Source organism: Streptacidiphilus fuscans, assembly GCF_015690355.1.
Classification (GTDB): Bacteria; Actinomycetota; Actinomycetes; order Streptomycetales; family Streptomycetaceae; genus Streptacidiphilus; species Streptacidiphilus fuscans.
In genome coordinates this window covers 209316-225663 of record NZ_JADPRT010000015.1, presented here as the reverse complement: position 1 = coordinate 225663, position 16348 = coordinate 209316, and the positions used below count along the sequence as shown (strand labels likewise).

15 protein-coding genes and 1 rRNA gene are annotated in these 16348 nt (G+C 70.3%); 6 read left to right on the top strand and 10 right to left on the bottom strand.

Annotation, left to right across the window (positions count from 1 at the left end):
• Positions 1 to 8: 8 nt before the first annotated feature.
• Positions 9 to 125 (top strand): 5S ribosomal RNA (gene rrf, locus I2501_RS30290).
• Positions 126 to 400: 275 nt separating this feature from the next.
• Here rrf and I2501_RS30285 read toward each other — a convergent pair.
• The 7 genes from I2501_RS30285 to I2501_RS30255 form a co-directional block, all read right to left on the bottom strand.
• Positions 401 to 1483, bottom strand: a complete 1083-nt coding sequence (locus tag I2501_RS30285) for a hypothetical protein (protein ID WP_196197475.1) — start codon at positions 1481 to 1483, stop codon at positions 401 to 403.
• 349 nt (positions 1484 to 1832) lie between these two features.
• Positions 1833 to 3596, bottom strand: coding sequence for a TraM recognition domain-containing protein (locus I2501_RS40785; RefSeq protein ID WP_196197474.1), 1764 nt, complete (start codon positions 3594 to 3596; stop codon positions 1833 to 1835).
• 335 nt (positions 3597 to 3931) lie between these two features.
• Positions 3932 to 5287 (bottom strand): ATP-binding protein, encoded by a 1356-nt coding sequence (locus tag I2501_RS30275; protein WP_196197473.1) that lies wholly within the window; start codon positions 5285 to 5287, stop codon positions 3932 to 3934.
• A gap of 43 nt (positions 5288 to 5330) precedes the next feature.
• Complete coding sequence (locus tag I2501_RS30270; protein WP_196197472.1) at positions 5331 to 6869, bottom strand: SCO6880 family protein; 1539 nt, start codon at positions 6867 to 6869, stop codon at positions 5331 to 5333.
• A gap of 2 nt (positions 6870 to 6871) precedes the next feature.
• Positions 6872 to 8152 (bottom strand): hypothetical protein, encoded by a 1281-nt coding sequence (locus I2501_RS30265; RefSeq protein ID WP_236047511.1) that lies wholly within the window; start codon positions 8150 to 8152, stop codon positions 6872 to 6874.
• Between the two features lie 31 nt (positions 8153 to 8183).
• Positions 8184 to 8999: a hypothetical protein gene (locus I2501_RS30260; protein ID WP_196197471.1), complete on the bottom strand. Its 816-nt coding sequence runs from the start codon at positions 8997 to 8999 to the stop codon at positions 8184 to 8186.
• 212 nt (positions 9000 to 9211) lie between these two features.
• On the bottom strand, positions 9212 to 9520 hold the full coding sequence (locus I2501_RS30255; protein WP_196197504.1) for a hypothetical protein: 309 nt from the start codon (positions 9518 to 9520) through the stop codon (positions 9212 to 9214).
• Positions 9521 to 9836: 316 nt separating this feature from the next.
• On the opposite strand from I2501_RS30255, the gene I2501_RS30250 reads away from it, so the two are divergent.
• Both I2501_RS30250 and I2501_RS30245 read left to right on the top strand, forming a co-directional pair.
• Positions 9837 to 10874 (top strand): bifunctional lytic transglycosylase/C40 family peptidase, encoded by a 1038-nt coding sequence (locus tag I2501_RS30250; RefSeq protein ID WP_196197470.1) that lies wholly within the window; start codon positions 9837 to 9839, stop codon positions 10872 to 10874.
• A 197-nt stretch (positions 10875 to 11071) separates the two neighbouring features.
• On the top strand, positions 11072 to 11797 hold the full coding sequence (locus tag I2501_RS30245; protein ID WP_196197469.1) for a phosphatase PAP2 family protein: 726 nt from the start codon (positions 11072 to 11074) through the stop codon (positions 11795 to 11797).
• 67 nt (positions 11798 to 11864) lie between these two features.
• Here I2501_RS30245 and I2501_RS30240 read toward each other — a convergent pair whose 3' ends face one another.
• Positions 11865 to 13454, bottom strand: coding sequence for an FAD-binding oxidoreductase (locus I2501_RS30240; protein ID WP_196197468.1), 1590 nt, complete (start codon positions 13452 to 13454; stop codon positions 11865 to 11867).
• Between the two features lie 156 nt (positions 13455 to 13610).
• Positions 13611 to 13787 (bottom strand): hypothetical protein, encoded by a 177-nt coding sequence (locus I2501_RS30235; protein ID WP_196197467.1) that lies wholly within the window; start codon positions 13785 to 13787, stop codon positions 13611 to 13613.
• Positions 13788 to 13875: 88 nt separating this feature from the next.
• Between I2501_RS30235 and I2501_RS30230 the strand changes: the two genes are divergently transcribed.
• A complete protein-coding gene (locus tag I2501_RS30230) occupies positions 13876 to 14766 on the top strand; it encodes a LolA-like protein (RefSeq protein WP_196197466.1) in 891 nt (296 codons plus the stop codon).
• 160 nt (positions 14767 to 14926) lie between these two features.
• Positions 14927 to 15115, top strand: coding sequence for a hypothetical protein (locus tag I2501_RS30225; RefSeq protein WP_196197506.1), 189 nt, complete (start codon positions 14927 to 14929; stop codon positions 15113 to 15115).
• 18 nt (positions 15116 to 15133) lie between these two features.
• On the opposite strand, the gene I2501_RS30220 is transcribed toward I2501_RS30225, so the two are convergent.
• On the bottom strand, positions 15134 to 15487 hold the full coding sequence (locus I2501_RS30220; RefSeq protein WP_196197465.1) for a metal-sensitive transcriptional regulator: 354 nt from the start codon (positions 15485 to 15487) through the stop codon (positions 15134 to 15136).
• A gap of 235 nt (positions 15488 to 15722) precedes the next feature.
• Between I2501_RS30220 and I2501_RS30215 the strand changes: the two genes are divergently transcribed.
• The gene (locus tag I2501_RS30215; protein ID WP_196197464.1) at positions 15723 to 16343 is read left to right on the top strand and encodes a DUF47 domain-containing protein; all 621 of its coding nucleotides are present in this window, start codon (positions 15723 to 15725) and stop codon (positions 16341 to 16343) included.
• Positions 16344 to 16348 lie beyond the last annotated feature (5 nt).

Below are 16348 nucleotides of genomic sequence, written 5' to 3'. Positions count from 1 at the left end.
CATCGTGTTTCGGTGGTCATAGCGTGAGGGAAACGCCCGGTTACATTCCGAACCCGGAAGCTAAGCCTCACAGCGCCGATGGTACTGCAGGGGGGACCCTGTGGGAGAGTAGGACGCCGCCGAACAAAGTTTAAAAGATGGCCCCCTGACCGCGTGTCAGGGGGCCATCTTGCTTTTGCGGCAACGCAATAGGTGGTCCGCCGGAGTTGGGGTCCTTGGGAAGCCACTAGGGCGGCCTCGTGCCCGGCACACAGGCTTTCCTGGGCGGAAGCCCCCGGAGGTGGGAGGAAGACACCGAGCCGTAGGAAGCGGGGGCCGGAGGCCGGCGTGCAGGAGACGGGAAAGCGAGAGGGCCGTTGGGGGATGTTCTCCCCAACGGCCCTCTTTGCGTTGCTTCCTGCTACGGTGCCTGAGGCGCGTCCTCGGGGGACGACTCCTGCGGCTCGGGCGAGGCCTGCGTGGGGACGGTCGGCTGGTGGATCAGGAAGCCGGCCTCCTCGGCCAGTTGGAGGTCGAGGCTCTCGCGGCGGATGCGGCGGTCCATGTACATCAGGCCCTGACCAACGGGCATGAGCGGCAGGGTGAGCAGGTTGACCACCACCGAGACCGGCATGACGAGGGCGAAGTACAGCAACTCGGCGATCAGCAGCGCACGGAACTGGTTGGGGTCGTTGGGGTTGCTCGTGGCCATGCCCGCGAACCCGCTGACGGTGCTCGCCCAGAGCGAGAAGGGCATCGTGACGACGTAACTGACGACACTGCCCAGCAGCGTGATCAGGAACAGGGTTCCGCACGAGCGCCACCAGGCACCGGCGTTGAGACGCCAGGCGCGCTTGAAGGCAGCGAGGGGACGTGCGCCCTCCAGCATCACGACGCCGGGGAGCGTCACGAGCCGGACCTGCACGTAGATACCCCAGAGCCCGGCGGGGAAGTAGAGCAGGACGCCCATCGCCGCGCCTGCGCCCGCGCCCGCGGCGAGGCCGATGAGCAAGGCCACGGCGACGGCGACGATGAGGCCGCCGAAAGCCACCACACCCATGAGCAGGATCGCACCGAGCAGCCGCCACAGGTGCGGCAGGCCCTCGCGCAGGCTCTGCTTGAACGTCACCCGACGGCCGACGACCGCGTGGCGGAGGGTGGCGAGGCTGCCGAGGTTGGCGCTGATGTAGATCGCCAGGGAGCTGACGAGGGTCAGCAGCATCAACAGCCCAAAAGCGACTGCTGCGTTGGTGATCTCGCCGGTGCTCGGGTGCCAACCCGCGTTGTTGGCGTTGTTCTTGGCGTCGACCCAGAAGGTGTGCAGCGGGGTCCACTCGGTGACGCCGAGGAGGCCGAAGAGCACGACGCATCCGACGGCCGTGATGAACACGGGGCCGTAGACCGCAAGGAAGTTGAAGCGGATCGTCATGAAGATGCCGCTGATGATGTCGCCGATGCTCAGCGGTCGCAGCGGGATCACGCCCGGCTTCGGGGGCGGGGGCACGTGACCCCAGGGCCCGCCGGGGCCGGCACCCGGCCACTGGCCCGGGGGCGGTCCCATCGGTGGTCCCATGCGCGGGCCGGGTGGCGTTGGCCGGGGCGGCTGCCACCAGCCGCCGTTGCTGCTCATCTCTCTGCGGTCCTTTGTCGTCGTGGCGGTCGCTGCGGTGTGCGCAACCCGTGTGGTGCCGTATGACTTGCCCGTATTGCTCTCGCGCGGCCCGTGCAGCTCGCGCGGCCCGTGCAGCTCGCGCGGGTCGTACGGCTCGTACAGGCGCTGTGCCCGGCAGGGCCGGTCGAAGCACCGAGCGTACGGCAGGGCGATGAGGCCCGGCAGACGCAGTCCGCGGTCCTCAGCTCCCGATGCGGAAACGTTGCGGCGTCGCGCCGTCGGGACGGCGTCCGGGCAGGAGCAGCAGCTCGTCGCGGCCCAGACGGATCGACTCGGGTCCGATCGACTCGGGTCGAGCCGGACCGCCGCCCGGGAGGGAGTAGTTGAGTCCAACCAGCAGTGCCGTCAGGGCCTGCGGCTCCAGCGGGCCGAGGACGGCGCGGTTGTCGGAGTTCGTCCACAGGCTGTGGACGGCGCGTTCGCCCCAGCGGGCGCGGGCCTGCTCGGGGGAGCGCAGGACGGCGAGGGCGTGCAGGCCCATCGGGCCGCCCCTGGCCATGAGTTCGGGCAGCCCGGGGAAGGGCGCCACCGCGGCGACGTCGTCGAGCACCCAGAGCAGGGCTGGGTCGATCCGTCCGCTCGCGGAGCGGGCTGCGGCCCGGCGTGCGCGCTCGAAGGTGTCGTCCACAAGTGCGGTGAGCAGCGGCATCGCGCTGTGGGACATCCCCGGTACGTCGTCCCGCAACCGCGTCTCGCCCGCCTGGCCGAGGACGTAGAGGCTGTTGACCTCGCCCTCGCGCAGCAGCATCCCTGGGTCGAGCGCGGCGGACGGCGAGTCGGGTGTGCAGGCTGCCAGGATGTGCAGCTCGCCAACGGACGCCAGGGCGGCTCGGATGCGAGCGAGTGCGGCGTCGAGCGAGGGGGAGGGGTGCAACAACGCCGCTTGGAGCAGGCCGCCCCAGCCCTCGCCGGAGCGGTGGGCGTCCGTGGTGTTGAGGATCGCCACGGCCTCCTGACGGGGAGCGCCACTGCCGCCGGACGCACCGCCTGCCGTGCTCGCCCAGCGGGCGACGTGCCGGAACGGCCGGTTGTCGAGTGCTGCGGCGTGCAGCCAGCAGCGCAGCAGGGTCTCGGCGAGATCGCGGACAGCCTTCTCCTGGACGTCCGAGGCGTCGGAGGTCGGCCGGGTCGTCGGCAGCAGCAGGGCGTGGGCCCGGGCGGTGGCGACGGCGGGGTCCTCGCAGCCGCCGTGCGGGGCCCAACGGCCGCGCGGGTGCTCGGGATCCTCGGCGCTGATCTGCTGCGGGTCGAACCGGGACGCGCGCCGGTGCGCCGGGCGCTGCTCCCACAGCGCCGGGTCGGCGCCGACGACGACGAGCGGCTGCGTGGTGGCGTCGGCGATCACGCGCTGCACGAGGGACCGGCGTGCGGTCGCCGTCGCCTCGGGGGCGAAGACGCACGTTGTGCCTGGAGGCAGGGTGAACGTGGCGGCGGCCTCGCCGACGTACCAGGGACGCGGCTGGGTCGGGGCGGGTGCTATGCCTGCGCCCGGGGGCGGGGTGACAGGTGGTCCACTGGTCGGCGAACCGCTGATCGGCGAACCGCTGTCGGGCCACGGCTCGGCGTAGGCGGTCGTCGGCGCCGCGTCCGCGCGGACCGCGCCCTCGTCGTCCGCCTGCCGGGGGAACGCCCCCTCCGGCACGGTCCCCGCCGACCCCGCCCCCGACCCCGTCCCCGATCCCGGAGTCGAAGCCGCCAAAGCAGCCGAGGCCGCCGCAACTGCGGCGCGGTGGCGGGCGCGCGCGGTGGCGACGGCGATCAGCCCGGCCAGGACCAGCGCGAGCATCGCGAAGAAGGTCAGCCAGAACGCCAGCGCGGAGGGCAGTGTCGACGCCGTGGTCGTCGGCCATGCGCCCGGCAGGTCGTTGGGGTCGGTGGCGAGATGGCGGATCGCGCTCGCCGTCGACAGGAAGGGGAGCGGGTGCGGGAAGTGACCGTGGTCCACCAGACCGCCGAGGCCGGTCGCGGTCCAGAACAGCGCCGTCGTCCCGAGCAGGAAGGCCAGCAGCCCGACGATCGCCCCGTCCGGGATGCCGCCGCGCCGCGGCCCCGCGCCCGGCTGCCCGCCAGGACCGGCACCGCGATCGGGGCCGGAACCACGATCAGGGCCGGCACCACCAGCAGGTCCTGCACCTCGGCCAGGACCCGGACCACCAAGGCCAGGCCCCTCACCTCGGCCAGGACCCGGACCGCGCCCAGGCCCGCCCACCGGGCCCTGGGGCTGGCGACCGAGACGATCCTGACGACGGGGCGAGGAACCGCGCGGGGCCGACCAGGACATCACGCGGCCGGGTCGTCAGCGAGTTGCTGTGAGGCGCGGGTGCGCTCCGCGATGGCGTCCTCGGTCATGGCGCGGTCCGTGTAGACGAGCGGGCGTTCCAGGTCGGTGATGATGTGCTTCACCACCTGGACGTTACCGTTGACGTCCCAGACCGCGATGCCGGGCGACAGGGTGGGGATGATTTCCACCGCCCAGCGCGGCAGGCCCAGCACCTTTCCGGTGGCGCGTGCCTCGTCGGCCTTCTGCATGTAGATGGTCCTGGTCGAGGCCATCTTGAGGATCGCCGACGCCTCCTTCGCCGCCGCACCGTCGACGACGTCGGAGAGGTGATGGACGACGGCGACGAACGAAAGGCCGAGACGTCGCCCGAACTTCAGCAGCCGCTGGAACAGCTGGGCGACGAACGGGGAGTTGATGATGTGCCAGGCCTCCTCGACCAGGAAGATGCGCTTCCTGCGGTCCGGCCTGATCCAGGTGTGCTCCAGCCAGACGCCCACGATCGCCATCAGGATCGGCATGGCGATCGAGTTGCGGTCGATGTGCGAGAGGTCGAAGACGATCAGCGGCGCGTCGAGGTCGATGCCGGTGGTGGTCGGGCCGTCGAACATGCCCCGCAGGTCGCCGTCGACGAGACGGTCCAGGACCAGGGCGACGTCCAGGCCCCAGGTCTGGATCTCGTCCAGGGAGACGCCGAGCGCGTCGATGGAGTCGGTGTTGGGGGTGCGCAGCGCGTCGATGATGTCGCCGAGCACCGGCTGACGCTCCGTCACCGTGGCGATGACGTGCGCGTGTGCGGCCTTGAGCGCGAAGCCGGCGCGCTCCTCGATGCTGCGGCCCATCGCCACCTCGATGATGGTGCGCAGCAGCGCCAGCTGGCCGGTCTGGGTGATGGCGGGGTCGAGCGGGTTGAGCTTGACGCCGCCGTTCAGCGCGGCCTGCGGGTCCAGCCGGACCGGCGTTATCCCCAGCGCCTTGGCGATCAGGTTCCACTCGCCGACGCCGTCCTCGCCCTGGGCGTCCAGCACCACGACCTGCCGGTCGCGGAAGCGCAGTTGCCGCAGCACGTAGGTCTTCTCCAGCGCGGACTTGCCGTTGCCCGACTCGCCCAGTACCAGCCAGTGCGGCGCGGGCAGCTGCTGGCCGTAGAGCTGGAACGGGTCGTAGACGTAGCCCTTGCCGCTGTAGACCTCGCGGCCGATGATCACGCCGGAGTCGCCCAGGCCGGGCGCGGCCGTCGGCAGGTAGACGGCCTGGGCCTGGCCGGTGGAGGTGCGCACGGGAAGCCGGGTCGTCTCCGTCTTGCCGAAGAGAAAGCTGGTGAACCCCTCGGTGATGCCTCCGAGCGGTGCTGCCATGGCCGGCCTCCAGTGGATCGGTGGATCGTGTGGTTCGAGGGGGTCAGCGGCGGATGCCGGTGGCGAAGGGGAGGGTGTTCACAAAGGCCCGGTGGTGTTCCCGGTCGCACCATTCCAGCTTGAGGAAGCTCTTGCCGGAAGAGGCGCGAATGGTGCGCTTGTCGCGCGCCAGCGCCTCGGGAGAGCGCGAACTGACGGTGATGTAGCCGACCAGGTTCACCCCCGCCGCGCCGGAGGCGAGGTCCTCGCCGCGCTGGTCGACGCGACCGGTGTGGGCCAGGTCGCGCGGGTCGACGGTGCGGTTCATCTTGGCGGCGCGGCTGGCCTCCGCCTCGTCGTTGGTCTTCTCGGTGAGCATCCGTTCGATGGCGACGTCGGTGGGTTCCAGGTCCATGCAGACGGCGACGGTGCGGATCACGTCCGGGGTGTGCACCAGCAGCGGGGCCAGGAAGTTGACGCCGACGGGGGTCAGCGGCCACTCCTTGATCCATGCGGTGGCGTGGCACCACGGCTCGCGGGTCGCCGACTCGCGGGTCTTGGCCTGCAGGTAGTGGGCCTGGGTGGCGTCCAGCTCGGCCGGCCAAGCGTTGCGGCGGGACATGGCCTGGATGTGGTCGATCTGGTGGTCAGGGTCGTACATCGAGTGCAGCAGCGACGCCAGGCGAGCCTGGCCGAGGGGCTGCCGGACCCGGATGTCGGCCTCGGCGAGCCGGGCGCAGATGTCGGTCAGCTCACGGGCCATGACCGCGGCCAGGCCCTCGTCGCCGCGGGCACGGGCCTGCGCGGTGCGACCCATCGCCTGCGCCTCGGCGGCCAGTTCGCGGGTGTAGGGCATGCAGGCGACGAGGTAGGCGCGGTGCTGCTCGGAGGAGGTGGAGACCATCGCCTGGAGCTGGTCGTAGGAGTGCTTGAGCCACTCCGGCGACTGCTCGTCGCCGCGCCGGGCGACGTCCTTGGCGTGCGCGTCCGGGTCGGCGGGGAGGGTGCGGGCCAGCATCTGCAGCCGCGTCACGAAGCCGTCGCCGTTGGCGACATGGCGCAGCAGCGTGCCGAACCGTTCCACCAGGGCTTCCTGGTCCTCGCTGTCGCGGAGTCCGACGCCGGGGCCCTCGATCTCGATGGCGGCGGTGACGGTGCGCCGGTCCAGGTGCAGCAGCACGGCCACCTCGTCCGGGCCGAACGGCGCTGTCAGCCAGCGGATCCGCCCGATGCCGGGCGGCGGGCCGACCTCCACCTCGCCGCCCGCCAGCCCCGTCCCGGCCTCCATCGCGCCGGAGCGGTAGAGCGCGACGGGAGAGCGGGTCATCCGCTTGTAGGTGCGGTTGATCTCCGCCCACTTGTAGAAGGTCCGCTTGCGGTAGGGGAGGTAGACGACCGCGAACCCGAGCAGCGGAAAGCCGATCAGCCCGATCAGCCGGATCGGCAGGACGGGGACGAGGACGCCCCACATCATGCCGAGGAAGGCGCAGAAGATGATCAGAAAGACCTCGCCGCCGTCGCGGTTCCGTCCGATCACCGCATTGGGCTTGGCCTTGCCGATGAGATAGGTGCGCCGGTACTGCCCGACGGGTGGGGTGGACACGTCTAGCTCCCGCCTCCCTTCGCGAACGTGCTGGTGGTGCCGTTACCGCTGTTGCCCCCGGTGCCCCCGGTGCCCCTGGCCCCGGCCGTCTGGTCGTGCCCGCCGCCCTGCTGCGGGGGCGCGGTCCGCGTGGCGTGCGCGGCGATGCCTGGCGAGACGCCCGCCGAGTCGCCCCGGCTCCCGCCTCCGCCTCCGTTGCCGCCGCCCTCGCCGTCACGGCCCGCGTGGGTGTTGATGCCCTGCTTCATGAAGTTGGCCGGTCCGTTGACGATCGCGCGCCCGGCGCTGACCGCCTGGGCACGGGCCTGGCGCATGGCGACCATGTCGTCGCCGAAGCCGGGCACGAAGCGGTAGATCACCGAGCTGGCGAAGATGGACAGGGCCAGGATCGCCACGCCTGAAGTGACGGTCGAGAACGCGTCGTTGGCTCCGGCGGAGGAGGCGATCGCCCCGGCGAGGCCCAGCACTATGACGATGATCGGTTTGATCAGGATGATCGCGATCATCAGCCCGGCCCAGCGCCGGACGTGCTTCCACATCTGCTTGTCGACCAGCCCGGCGTAGACGACCGTCCCGAGCAGCGCCCCGATGTAGAGCATCGCGGTGCGGATCCACATCTCCAGCCACACGACCGTGGCGGCGAGGATCGCGATCAGCGAGACGAACACCAGGATGATCGGCCCGCCGCCGATCTTCCCCGAGGTGAGGGTGTCGGCGAAGGTGCCCAGATAGGTCGCGGTGTCCGTTTTCGTCCCGGCGGCGATGCCCGCGGTCAGCCCGTCGGTGGCGCTGACAACGGTGTAGAGGATCAGCGGCGTGAACGCCGAGGAGATGACGGTCAGCCAGAGAAACCCGATCGCCTCCCCGAACGCCGTCGTCAGCGGGACGCCGCGCGCGGCGCGCTTGGTGATCGCCAGCAGCCAGAGGAGGAGCGTCAGAAAGGTCGCGGCGGCGAAGACGATCGCGTACTGCTGGAGGAACGCGGGGTTGGTGAAGTCGACGTTGGACGTCTTGTCGATCCCGGCGGACAACTGCCGCACGATCCACGCAGCGGCGCTGGCACAGCTGTTCGCCAGCGACTGGACGGGGTCGAGGGAGTTGGTCAGCCCGCCGGCGGGCTGGGTGTTGGTGTTCTGGCCCTGTTCACAGAACGACTTGGCGAAGCCGATCAGTCCGGAACAGTTGGCCGTCGAGGACGGCGAGGGACTGGGGACCGGAGAAGCGGTCGGGCCCGGCGCGGCCATCGCCATGCCTGCGAGCATCATCGTCTGAAGAGCTGCCATGCCCGTCGCGAGCGGGAGGATTCGGCGGAAATCAACGGGCATAGCGGAACCCCCCGAACTGGGTGGCGGCGTTGGCGATGGTGGTGGAGTCGGACGCGGGTTGGTTTCCGCTCACGGGCGTGGGGCCGTCGACCTGGGAGTACGCCAGGACCTTCCAGTCCCCGTTCGCCCAGTGGAGCTGCAGGGTCATGGTGAACCAGAACTCCGTCACCGGAGAGGTGGATCCCTGACCCGCCAGGCCGATCAAGCCGTTGGTCCAGATCTCGACTGTGGCCTTGTCCTGCGAGTAGGAGTCCAGCTTCGTGCCGACCGGGTTGGGGCGGCACACGAAGACCAAACCGCCGGAGGCCTGACCGTTGGTTAGACCGAGCTTGGCGGCTTGTGCTGCGTAAGAGGAGTCGAACTGGCCCTGCAGGGTGGACGTGACGGAAGGGTCCGTCACCGTCGCCACTATCGCGTGGCGACTCGCGGTCGCGTACATCTCGCTCGACCCCAGCGCCACGCTGTAGTTCGCCGCCGCGCTCTGCGCGCCCTCGCTGGTGTGCGGGTACTGGACGCCGATGCCGTTCTGCGTGGTCGTCACCGGCTGGGTGCCCGTCGGGGCCGTCGCCGAGGCGCTCGCGCCCGGGGCCGAGCCGGCGTCGTTGGAGGTGCCGTTGCCGCCGCCACTGTTCGCACTGCCGTTCGTGCGGTTGATCACCGCCACGGCGACCACCATCAGGAAGACGATCACGAAGACCGCCGCCAACGTCTTCAGTCGCCGCAGGCCCGACGCCTGAGGTGCCGTCGGCTGCTCGCCGGCCGGGAGGCGGGTACGCGTGTGCGGCTGGTCGTCGGAGAACGACACGGCGGCCCCCTTGGGACGAGGGTGGGCGGGCAGGCGGGCAGACGTCGCACACCCCGGAGGGGCGTGCGTCAACTCTGACACTCGGACGGTGACCCGTGGGCGGGGATTCACCGAACCGGGCCAGAACCGGGCTGGTCAGTTCGGGCGGTCGGTTCAGGCTGGGACGCGGCTGCGACCCGGCCTCGGCGCTGGGCGGCGAAGCAGACGGGTAATCAGATCGCCATCCCATACACAATGGTGAAGAGCGTGCCGAGGGAACCGATGATGAACACGCCGGTCAGGCCGGCGATGATCAGTCCTTTGCCCTGTTCCGCGCTGAATGTGTCGCGCAGCGCCGTCGCGCCGATGCGCTGCTTGGCCGCGCCCCAGATGGCGATGGCGAGACACGCCAGAATGGCGACCGCCATCACGACCTCGACCATCGTCCGGGCCTGGTCGCCCAGGCTGGCGAACGGGCCCCAGTTGGGCGCGATGCCGCCGATGATGGTGTTGATGTCACCCTTGCCTGCACTCAGATACAACGCAACCACCCACCTGATCATCATTCAAAGCCCAACGCCCGGCCGTGGCGAAGGGCCCGGTCCTATTCTTGGCCAGATCCGATGTCGACTTGGCCACTTTCGGAAGGTTCTCTCCCGAGGCGCGCGTCACAGCTGACACGATGGGGGTCCGCAGGACCGGACGAAACCCCGTGTGCATCACACATTCGACCCTACCGCTAACTCTCCGTGTCGCCGGTGATTGCGTTCGGCAATGCTCCTGCGGACACTGTCCGAAAGCGTTCGCCCGTACGTGCACCGCTAGTCCCGTTCGATCCATACGTCTCGGAGGGCCCTGATGGCGGCGTCGCGCAGGATCGCGCTGGCCGGCGGTGGCATCGTCGTGGTCCTCGGACTGATGATGACATTGATCGTCGTCGGAACGCTCGCCGCGGCCGGATCGCTCAACCAGGCCGCCGCGCAGGGCGCGCTCTCGCTCGCGCCGGGGACGGTGCCCACCGCGTACACCGGGCTGATCCAGCAATGGGGCAACCTCTGCCCGCAACTGACGCCGCCTCTGCTCGCGGCCCAGCTCTACCAGGAGAGCGGCTTCAACCCGAGCGCGGTCAGTCCGGTCGGTGCGCAGGGGATAGCGCAGTTCATGCCGGGTACCTGGAAGATCTACGGCATCGACCCGACGCATTCACAGACGCCGAGCGTCTGGGACCCGGCGGACGCGATTCCCTCCGCCGCGTCCTACGACTGCCAGCTGGCCAAGGACACCGCCAACGTGCCGGGTGACCACCAGTCGAACATGCTCGCGGCCTACAACGCGGGGCCGTATGCGGTGATCAGCGCGGGTGGCGTACCGGCGATCACCGAGACGCAGAACTACGTCACCAACATCAAGCGGCTCGCGCAGTCCTTCACCGCGGTGACCACCGTCGCCTTCTCCTACCAGGCCGCGGGCGCGATCTACTTCGCGCAGACCAAGCTCGGCACGCCCTACCTCTGGGGCGGCGAGGGCCTCGCCTCGCAGGGGTACCGCTTCGACTGCAGCGGGCTGACCCAGGCGGCCTACGCCAGCGTCGGCATCACGCTGCCACGCGTCGCCGCCGACCAGTGGTACGCAGGCCCGCACCCGAGCCGCAGTCAGCTCCAGCCGGGCGACCTGGTCTTCTTCGCCACCGACGCGCACGACCCGGCGACCATCCACCACGTCGGCATCTACGTCGGCGGCGGCATGATGATCAACGCCCCGCACACCGGCGCGGTCATCCGCTACGACTCCATCGACGCCGAGGGCGACTACTTCGGCGCCACCCGTGTCACCAGTGGCGGCGCCAACGCCCTCCCGGCCCTCCAGCCGAACGGCACCATCGCCAACGGCCAGTGACCCGCGGTGAGGCGCGCCGCTTGTGTGCGTCCCGTGAGCGAAGGGCAACATTCCGATAACTTCCTTGCTAGAAGGAACGCTTTGGGGCATTCGCTCCGTTGTGCCCGCCGTCAGACGAGCACACTTGACCTTGGTGCAACGACGCAACGGGGGTTGCTCGACGGCTATGTGAGTGCGCGGGACAGCGGAGGTGCGGGGTGGGCTCGCAACTGGCGGACGGTGCCGGTGGGAACGTCGACTGGGCCGTCGTCCATTGGGTCAACGGCCTTGCGGAGCACCTGCCGCACGGGGTGGACAGCGGGCTGGCGTATCTCGGTGAGTACGGGATCCCGCTCGCGTCCGTGTTGCTGCTGCTGGGCGCCTGGCTGACGGCGCGTCGGGAGTCGAGCGCGCCCGCGGGTGTCGCCGGGGTGCTGTGGGCCGGGCTCGCGGCCGGGCTGGCGTTGCTGATGAACATCCCGGTCCGGGCGATGGTGCAGAGACCGAGACCGTTCGTCGACCACCCCGGACAGATCGACCTGCTGCTGAAGCACCAGTCCAACGGGTCGTTCGCCAGTGACCACGCGACCTTCACCATGGCCGTCGCGATCGGCCTCTTCCTGGTCAACCGCCGGTTGGGGCTCGTCGGCATCGGGTTGGCCGCGATCGAGGGCTTCCTCCGCATCTTCGCGGGGGTGCACTACCCCTCGGACATCCTGGGCGGCTACGCCCTCGCCACCGCCGTCGTGCTGCTGCTCGCACCGATTGCCATGGCGGTGCTCACGCCCTTCGTGCAGGCGCTGACGCGCACGGCGCTCGCGCCGCTCGTCCGCGCTCCGGCGCGCGCCGCGGGGCGTGGACGCGGCCCCGCCGTCCACCCGGTCGGCCCGGGCGACGGCCCCGGCAGCGACCCGGAGCAGCCCGAGCAGGACCTCGCCGCCTGAGGCCTCGTCAGGCAGGCCGTCAGGCCGTCAGCCCGTCAGCCCGTCGGCCTCACCCCGACGGCACGCCTCACGCCAACGGCACGCCCTGCGGGAAGCGGAACAGCCCCGTCGGGTCGTACGTCCGCTTGACCTGCCGCAGACGGGTCGCGTTGACCCCGTAGTAGGCCTGCTCCCAGTTGCGCAGGTGCGGGTCGATGTAGTTCTGGTACGCCTCGCCGCTCGCGTACGGGCGCAGGCCGACCCAGGTGTCGTCCAGCCAGGCCCAGCTGGCCGCCGCCGCGCTGCTGCCGCTGGTGTAGTCGGCGGTGTACTGCGCCATGAAGAGGCCGTCCCGGTGGACGAACGCGGTGCTCTGCGCGCCCACCCGGTTGATCGCCCCGCCGAGCGCGTCGAACGCGACTGCGGCCTGGCCCCCGGCCGGGGCCGTCTGCGGGTAGCGAGCCACCGCGTCGACCACGGCCGCCGCGCCCGCTCCGCTCAGGCGGCGCGTGTAGATGTCGGAGCGCGCACCGTAGTTGGACCGGGTGACGGTCCCCGCCGGGTTGTGGCCGGGCAGCTGGCCGTGCACGTGCGCCCGCGCGATCGACTCGCCCGCGACCCCGCCCATGATCTGCATGGTCGTCAGGTACGACGCGCTGTGCAGCGACACGCTCGACGGGCGGACCGTCAGCTGGTCGACCAGGTTGCCCAGTTCGGTCCGCGATCCGCCGAGCAGGTTCACCGTGGAGCTGATGCTGAGCTTGCCGTCGGCGTCGGCGACCAGGTGCAGGTTGGACCAGAGCGCGTCCGGCGCGGTCGGCGCCCACGACTGCCACGCCTCGATCACCGCGGCCGCCCGGGACCACGGCCAGGAGAGGAACCCGTAGGCGCAGTCGTCCGCCGGGTGCGTCCGGAAGTCCAGCCGGGTCACCACACCGAAGTTGCCGCCGCCCGCGCCGCGCAGCGCCCAGAACAGGTCCGCGTCGCTGCTCGCGTTCACCTCGCGGATCCGGCCGTCGGGGGTGACGATCTCCGCGCCGACCAGGTTGTCCGTCGTCAGTCCGTTGGCCCGCCCGGTCACCCCGACGCCGCCGCCGAGCGCGAGCCCGGTGACGCCCACGCTGGGGCAGGACCCCGCGGGTATCGTCCGCCCGTAGGCGGCGAGGCCGTTGTACACGTCGATCAGCCGCGCGCCCGCGCCGACGCTGCCGTTCGACGAGACGGTGTTGAGCCGCCCCACGTCGAGCACCAGGCCGTTGCTGACGGTGGACCAGCCGGCGTAGCTGTGACCGCCGTTCCGCGGCACGATCGGCACCCGGTAGCGCCGGGCGAACGCGAGGCAGGTGGCCACGTCCTGCGCGGATGCGACGTACGCGACCGCGGCGGGGCGCACGGCGTCGTACTGCGGCTGGAACAGCTCGACGGCTTCGCCGTAGCGCGAGTCCCCGGGCCGGACCAGCGTCCCGCTGAGGTCCTTGGCGAGCGCGGTCCAGTTCGCGGCGGCGGAGGTGGACAGCGGCGAGCCGGAGACGCTCGTCGGCACCACGGACGGCGCGGACGCGCCGGTTGCTCCGGCCTGCGGTGTCTTCGTCCCACTGCACGCGGCAAGCCCGACGCCCGCGGCAAGCGCGCCACCGACTCGGAGGAGAGTACGGCGGCTGGTCCGGTTGTCGCCCATGCTGTTCCTTCTACCTGCCGGCGGTGTGGTTACGCGCTAGTAGACGACACTCCACCCGAATCAGTTGCAATTGGGTGCCGTACCGCACAGGTGGACGTACCGCACGCCGTGACGTTGCGCCCCCAGACAGTGCAACCGGCCCTGACAGCACAGTCGCTACGCGTCAGCCTCGTGCTGATCCGCGTCCCTGCGGGCCTTGTCGCGGGAGCGACGGGCCGGGGCGTACCAGCCGCAGCTGCACTGGGCGACGGCGAACGCGCCCTTCTCCGTGACAGACGTCTCGTGCGAGCTCTCCCGTTGCGTCGGGGCGGCCGGACCCGTCGTATTGGTCACCTGATAACGGTAACCCGGACGGCCGTAACCGCCCTCCGCCCTCCTCGTTGTTCACAGCGCACACGCACGCGTGTCCAGGAGGACCTCTATGTCTCGCGCCCCCCGCGCCAGCCGCGCCCCCCGCGCGGCCCTCGCCGTCACCGCTGCCGTCCTTGTCGTGGCGGGCCTGAGCGCCTGCTCGGGAAGCAGCGCCACCGGCGCCAGCAGTGACGCGCAGACCTTCAACCCGATGGCCGACCACCTGGCCGGCGACCCGCTCACCGCCGTCCGCGCCGCCGCGGACATCACGGGCCACAACGGGTTCCTCAAGGACACCACCACGCTGCACACCGCCTCGGCGACCAAGCAGATGACGCTGCACGGCACGGGCGCGTACGACTACGCCGACCACCTGGGCAAGCTCTCGGTCGACGTCCCGCCGGGCGCGGGCACCAGCGCGACGGGGCAGCTGAACGAGGTGACCAGCCCCGGCATCGTCTACATGCAGAACAGCGGCGCCAAGGTCCCGAAGGGCAAGTGGATCAAGCTCGGGGTGCAGCAGCTCGGTGACGGCAACCTCGTCTCCTCCGGCGCCACCGACCCGGCGAGCGCCTCGGACGCGCTCCGCGGGGCCCAGACGGCGACGCGCGAGGGCACCTCCACCGTCGACGGCGTAGTCCTCACGCACTACAAGGGAACGCTCGACCTCTCCGAGGCGGCCAAGGCGACGGGCGGTCCGGGCGGGACGGGGCTCGACGTCGCCGCGCACACCTTCACCGTGAAGAACGTTCCCTACGACGTCTGGCTGGACTCGCACGGGCGGATCGCCAAGGTGGTCGAGGTCTTCACGTTCTCGCAGGTCCCGGGCTCGACGGCGGCCAAGGACCAGGTCGTGGTCACCTCGACGAGCGCCTTCTCGGACTTCGGCACCCCGGTTGCGATCGCGGTCCCGGCGGACCAGGACATCGTCTCTCCGAGCGCCGCGCCGTCGGGCAAGTAGCGCAGCGCCGGGTCGCCCGCAAGCCTGCACGCGGGTGGTAGCCGCAAAATGGCCCAGACGTGCCATGCATGTCCGGCACGGGCTGCCTACTCTGTAAAGAGTTGACTACCCGTTGGTTTTTCCGGCTCCCGGCTCTCCCGGCCAGGGGAGGAGGTGGCGTGTGGCCGCAGATGACCCGGTCGCGCTTGCGGAGATCGAGATGTACGGCGACCTCATGATCGCCGCCGCGGCCACGTCCCGCTCGAAGCTCCCACTGGACCGCATCGACACCATCCTCCACGTCGAGCGGGACCCGAACCGGCCACGCGTGCCGCAACAGCGCGTCAGCGACGAGGACGACACCGCATAGAGCCGGAGGCCGGCGCGCTCAGGACCGCAGCAGGCGCGAGATCGCCGCGGTGGCCTCGGCGACCTTGTCGTCGGCCTCCGGGCCGCCCTTCTCCATCGCGTCCGCGACGCAGTGACGCAGGTGCTCCTCCAGCAGGCTGAGCGCGAAGGACTGGAGCGCCTTCGTGCTCGCAGAGACCTGGGTGAGGATGTCGATGCAGTAGGTGTCGTTCTCGACCATGCGCTGCAGGCCGCGGATCTGTCCCTCGATCCGGCGCAGTCGCTTGATGTGGTCGTCCCTGCGGGCGCTGTACCCGTGCGGGCCGGTGTGGCCCTCGGTGCCTGCCGTGTTCTCGGCGTCTCCGGCCACGCTGCCCACGTCCACGACGTCCATGCCCCCCATGGTAGAGGGACGTGCTCGCAAGCGGTCACGGCTGGATATCGAATCCCGCGCTTTCATATCCAAAGCGTGGGCCCGCACGTGAGGCTTATTACGTTTCGGCGTGTCACCACTGCGTACGGAAGGATGATTCCAGGTACTCCGTGTCGGCCGTTGCACCCCGGTGTGCGCAATGTCCGGGCGCAGCGCCTAGCATCGCTACGTCCGCCCCTGTACTTCGGAGACTTTTGTGCGCATTCGTCTGACCCCCCGGGAGACGAGCTTCTATGACTTGTTCGCCGCCTCGGCGAACAACCTCGTCACCGGCTCCAAGCTTCTCCTGGAGTTGCTCGGTGCGGATGTCGCCGCACGGTCGGAGATCGCCGACCGGATGCGCGCAGCCGAGCACGCGGGCGACGAGGCGACCCACACGATCTTCCATCAGCTGAACTCGTCCTTCATCACGCCTTTCGACCGCGAGGACATCTACAACTTGGCGTCCTCGCTCGACGACATCATGGATTACATGGAGGAGGCTGTTGATCTTGTTGTTCTCTACGAGATCGACACCCTGCCGAAGGGCGTGGAGCAGCAGATCGAGGTACTGGCCCGGGCGGCGGAGCTGACCGCGTCGGCGATGCCGAACCTGCGGACGATGGACAACCTGACCGAGTACTGGATCGAGGTCAACCGCCTGGAGAATCAGGCCGACCAGATCCACCGCAAGCTGCTGGCCCACCTCTTCAGCGGCCAGTACGAGGCGATCGAGGTCCTCAAGCTCAAGCAGGTCGTCGACGTCCTCGAAGAGGCCGCCGACGCGTTCGAACATGTGGCGAACACGGTGGAGACCATCGCCGTCAAGGAGTCCTGAACCGC

Coding starts and splice junctions, on each gene's coding strand:
- I2501_RS30275 (WP_196197473.1), bottom strand. CDS start 5,287: ATGGCAGCACCGCTCGGAGGCATCACCGAGGGGTTCACCAGCTTTCTC.
- I2501_RS30265 (WP_236047511.1), bottom strand. CDS start 8,152: ATGGCAGCTCTTCAGACGATGATGCTCGCAGGCATGGCGATGGCCGCG.
- I2501_RS30250 (WP_196197470.1), top strand. CDS start 9,837: ATGGCGGCGTCGCGCAGGATCGCGCTGGCCGGCGGTGGCATCGTCGTG.
- I2501_RS30240 (WP_196197468.1), bottom strand. CDS start 13,454: ATGGGCGACAACCGGACCAGCCGCCGTACTCTCCTCCGAGTCGGTGGC.
- I2501_RS30230 (WP_196197466.1), top strand. CDS start 13,876: ATGTCTCGCGCCCCCCGCGCCAGCCGCGCCCCCCGCGCGGCCCTCGCC.
- I2501_RS30220 (WP_196197465.1), bottom strand. CDS start 15,487: ATGGACGTCGTGGACGTGGGCAGCGTGGCCGGAGACGCCGAGAACACG.